The organism is Nitriliruptor sp. (assembly GCF_040882075.1).
GTDB lineage: Bacteria > Actinomycetota > Nitriliruptoria > Nitriliruptorales > Nitriliruptoraceae > Nitriliruptor.
Genome location: NZ_JBBEBZ010000086.1, coordinates 1 through 4,448, shown reverse-complemented (window position 1 = coordinate 4,448; position 4,448 = coordinate 1). Strand labels below are relative to the sequence as shown.

4 protein-coding genes are annotated in these 4,448 nt (G+C 73.2%); all 4 read left to right on the top strand.

The features are described from left to right. The first annotated feature begins 78 nt into the window (after positions 1-78). The 4 genes from WEB03_RS04505 (at position 79) to WEB03_RS04490 (ending at position 4,423) form a co-directional block, all read left to right on the top strand. On the top strand, positions 79-1,086 hold the full coding sequence (locus WEB03_RS04505; protein ID WP_368069772.1) for an ABC transporter substrate-binding protein: 1,008 nt from the start codon (positions 79-81) through the stop codon (positions 1,084-1,086). 11 nt (positions 1,087-1,097) lie between these two features. Continuing rightward, on the top strand, positions 1,098-3,203 hold the full coding sequence (locus WEB03_RS04500; RefSeq protein ID WP_368069773.1) for an iron ABC transporter permease: 2,106 nt from the start codon (positions 1,098-1,100) through the stop codon (positions 3,201-3,203). After that, a complete protein-coding gene (locus tag WEB03_RS04495) occupies positions 3,200-4,036 on the top strand; it encodes a siderophore-interacting protein (protein WP_368069771.1) in 837 nt (278 codons plus the stop codon). Before WEB03_RS04500 ends, WEB03_RS04495 begins: the two co-directional genes overlap by 4 nt. Positions 4,037-4,213: 177 nt before the next feature. Next, positions 4,214-4,423 (top strand): hypothetical protein, encoded by a 210-nt coding sequence (locus WEB03_RS04490; protein WP_368069770.1) that lies wholly within the window; start codon positions 4,214-4,216, stop codon positions 4,421-4,423. Positions 4,424-4,448: the final 25 nt, after the last annotated feature.

Sequence of the window (4,448 nt, the reverse complement as noted above, 5' to 3'; positions counted from 1 at the left end):
ACCCCTGCCTGAACACCACCCCTGCCTGAACACCCACGTGACGGGACGCGCGTCCCCCACATCCGGAAGGAGCACGACATGCGACTGCACCGACTCGCGGCAGTGGCCGCGATCCTCGCCCTGGCCAGCACCGCCTGCGGCAGCGTCGAGGACGACGCGGCGGACACGGGGGGCCCGGCCGGGCAGACCTCCGACGGCGACGCAGCGGCCAGCGCAGACGACGGACCGGTGACCGTCACGGACGGTCGTGGTGAGGAGATCACCCTGGATGCGCCGGCCACGACGGTGGTCGGACTCGAGTGGGGTGTGATCGAGAACCTCGTCTCGCTGGGCGTGATGCCCGCGGGCGCTGCCGACGTCGAGGGGTACAGCGCCTGGGTCTCGGCCGCACCGCTCGACGACTCGGTCACCGACGTCGGCATGCGCGGTGAGCCGAGCGTCGACGCGATCGTCGGGCTCGACCCGGACCTGGTCGTCGCGACGACCGACCTCGCACCGAACGTCGTCGAACAGCTCGAGGAGATCGTCCCGGTGTTGGTGGTGCGAGCCGCCGCAGCGGAGCGTCCCATCGAACAGATGCGTGACAACCTCACCCTCGTGGCCGAGGCCGTCGACCGCAGTGACCAGGCCGACGAGCTGCTCGCCGACCTCGATGCGGCGCTCGCCGACGGCAGCGAACAGCTCGACGCCGCTGGCGTCGCGGGCGACCGGTTCGCGCTGGCTGACGGCTGGGTCGAGGGCAACACCGTGAACGTCCGCGCCTTCACCGAGACCTCGCTCGCCGGGGCGGTCGCGGAGGAGCTCGGGTTGGAGTCGGCCTGGGAACTCGAGGGTGACCCCGACTACGGGCTCGCGGTCACCGACGTCGAAGGCCTGACCGGGCTCGGTGACGTCCACTTCGTCTACTACAGCAACGACGTCGAGGAGGACCCGTACGCGACGCTCGAGGGCAACGCCCTTTGGGAGTCCCTCGAGTTCGTCGAGAGCGGGGACGTGCACCGACTGCCCGACGGCATCTGGATGTTCGGTGGCCCCCGCTCGGTCGAACAGCTCGTCGACGCGATCGTCGGGACGCTCGCCGCGTGACCCGAACGACCCTGCGACAGCCGTCTCCGGTCCCGGAGGCGGCTGTCGGCGTGGAAACGACGACGCCGCCACCTGCTCGCGCGTCGCGGGTGGTCGCGCTCGTCGGTGCCGGACTCACCGCGGTGACGGTGCTCGCGGCCATCCACCTCACGCAGGGGACCTCGGCGGTCGATGCCGCGGACCTCTACCGGCTCGTGACGGGTCGCGGGACCGACCAGTCCGCGGCCGTGATGGTCGCGTCCCGGATCCCCCGGCTGCTGGCCGGGGTGCTCGTCGGTGTCGCGCTCGGGTTCGCCGGGACGGCGCTGCAGTCGCTCGCCCGCAACCCGTTGGCGTCCCCCGACACCCTCGGTGTCGATGCGGGGGCCTACCTCGCGGTGGTGGTGACCGCCGCCTTCGGGGTCTCGCTGCCGGTGCTGCCGGCGGGTGGGGTGGCGTTCGCCGGCGGGCTCGTGACCGCGATGGTGGTGCTGGGCATGTCTGCGAGCGGGGCGGCCGGCCCGACCCGGCTCGTGCTCGCTGGATCGGCGGTCGGTCTCGCGCTGTGGTCGATGTCGACGTTCGTGCTGTTGCTCGATCCGGAGGGGACGATCGGGCTGTTCGCGTGGCGCGCCGGTTCGCTCGGCCAGACCGGGGTCGACGGGGTCGCCCAGATGGCACCGGTCGTGCTCGTCGGCGTCGTCGGCTGCCTTCTCATCGGTCGGACCCTCGACCTCCTCGCGCTGGGGGACGACACCGCGAGGGTCATGGGGATCGGAGTGCGGCGCAGCCGGATGGTCGTCGTGGTGCTGGCCGTGCTGCTGAGCGCCGCAGCGGTCGCGGTGGCGGGACCGGTCGGTTTCGTCGGGCTCGCAGCGCCGGCGATCGTCCGGGTCGGTGGGGCGCGGCTCCCCGAGATCCACCGCCACCACGTCCTCTTCCCGCTCTGTGGGATCGCGGGCGTGATCGTGGTGCTGGCCGCGGACGTGCTGCTGCGGGCGGTGCTCGGCGGTCAGGGCGGCGTCGAGGTACCCACCGGCGTCGTCACCTCGATCTTCGGCGCCGGCGTCCTCGTCTGGCTCGCGAGCCGCTACCGCGACTCCGGCCACGTCCGTCAGCCTCCCGGGACCGTCGGCGGTGGTGCGCGGTCCCACCGTCGGTTCGTGACGGTGCTGGTCCTCGCTGGTCTCCTCCTGGTCACCGCCGGGTTCGGTGGGCTGCTCGCCGGTGACACCGGCGTGCTCGGTGGCGACCTCGTGAACTGGCTGTACGGCCGCTCCGGCCGGGCGATCACGTTCGTGCTCGATGCGCGCCTGCCTCGTGTCGTCGCGGCCCTGCTGGCCGGCGCGGCCCTCGGCATCGCGGGCACGGTGGTGCAGGGCGTGTGCCGCAACCCGCTCGCCGAACCGGGCCTGCTCGGCATCACCGGCGGCGCGGGGGTCGGCGCGGTCCTCGTGCTCGCCTTCGTCCCGCAGGTCGGGATCTGGACGCTGACCGCTGCGGCCGCGGCGGGGGCTCTCCTGGCCTTCGCGCTGGTGTACGGCCTCTCGTCCCGGGTCGGGCTCACCGCGGACCGGCTCGTGCTCATCGGCATCGGGGTCTCGTCCGGCGCGGCGGCGCTCATCACCCTCATCCTGCTCGTCACCAACCCGTGGAACCTCGCCCTCGCGCTGACGTGGCTGTCGGGGTCGACCTACGGGCGCACGCTCCCGCAGCTCGTGCCCGTGCTCCTCGCGCTGCTGGTGTTGACCCCGCTGGCGCTCGCCGGCCACCGCGAGCTCGACCTGTTGACCCTCGACGACGACACCCCGCGGGTGCTCGGCGTCCCGCTCTCCCCGACGCGGTTCGTGGCCCTCGTCGGCGCGGCGCTCCTCACCGCGACGGCCGTCTCTGCGATCGGCGTGGTCGGGTTCGTCGGGCTGGTCGCGCCGCACGCCGCGCGCGTGCTCGTCGGCAGCCGTCACCTGCGCGTCATCCCGGTCGCGGGCCTCCTCGGCGCCGGGCTCGTCAGCGTCGCCGACACCGTCGGGCGGACCATCATCGCGCCCGGTCAGATCCCCGCCGGCCTCCTCGCGGCGATCCTCGGCGCGCCGTACTTCGTGTGGCTGCTCTGGCGTTCCCGTCGGTTGCCCGGGTGAGTTCGGAGAAGATCGGCCCCGACGAGACGGCCGCGGACCGTGACGCACGGCAGCTGCGGTCCGTGCGCACCTACCTGACGACGGTCGTCGGCGTCGAGGACGTCCACGCGAGCCTGCGCCGGATCACCTTCGCGACCGGCGATCTCCGTGACTTCCGACCGCTCGGTCCCGACACCTTCCTGTACCTCCTGCTGCCACCACCGGGGCAGCAGACCTTGACGGTGGGTCGGTCCTTCACCTGGCAGGCCTACGCCCGGATGCCCGAGGCGGACCGGCCCGTCGGGGCCTACTACACCCTCCGCTCGTGGCGGCCGGAGACGAGCGAACTCGATCTGCTGTTCGCCCTGCACGACCCCGCAGGTCACGCCACGACGTGGGCGCGGCGGGCCGAGGCGGGTGATCGGGTCGCGTTGTGGGGCCCCCGAGCGACCTTCGATCCTCCCCCCGGCACCGACTGGTTCCTGCTCGTCGCCGACGACACGGGACTGCCCGCCGTCGGCGCGATCCTCGAGACGCTGCCGCCGCACGTGCCGGTCACCGTCGTGGCCGAGGTCGCCTGCCGGGAGGAACGTCACCCGCTCCCGACACGGAGCGCGACGCAGGTGATCTGGCTGCACCGTGACGGGGCGCCGGCCGGCACGATCGCGTCGCGGGTCGCGGACGTGCTCGGCGGCCTCCGCCAGCCGGAGGGCGACGGCTACGTCTGGGCCGGCGCGGAGCGCGACACCGTCAAGGCCGTCCGGCGTCACGCCGGGGAGATCGGGGTCCCGACGAGACGGACCAGCCTGGTCGCCTACTGGCGGCGCGAACCCGACGAGGCAGCCGACGGCTGAGCGGCTGAGCGGCTCGCGGCCAGCGAGTCGTCCCTCGGAGCCCGCGGTGCGAGGGAGCCGCGTGGGGGCCGGCCCCTGCCGTCGAGCCACGTCCCCCGCCGACCGGGCGGTCGGGTGGGCGTACTCTGGCCGGTCGGCTGCATGGAGCAGCGGGACGTCGACGAGGAGCTTCTGATCGTGGGACTGTTGAGCATGTTCGCCAAGGCAGGTGTCGCCAAACGCGTCGTGGACGAGGCGCGGAAGCCGGAGAACCAGCAGAAGGTGAAGGACATGGTGGCGAAGGTGCGCGGCCAGGGTGGCCAGGGTGGCCAGGGTGGCCAGGGCAGCCAGGGCAGCCAGGGCAGCCAGGGTGGCAAGGGCAGCCAGGGTGGCGGGAGCTCACGCTGATCCACGCTGGGCTCGCCCGATGTCG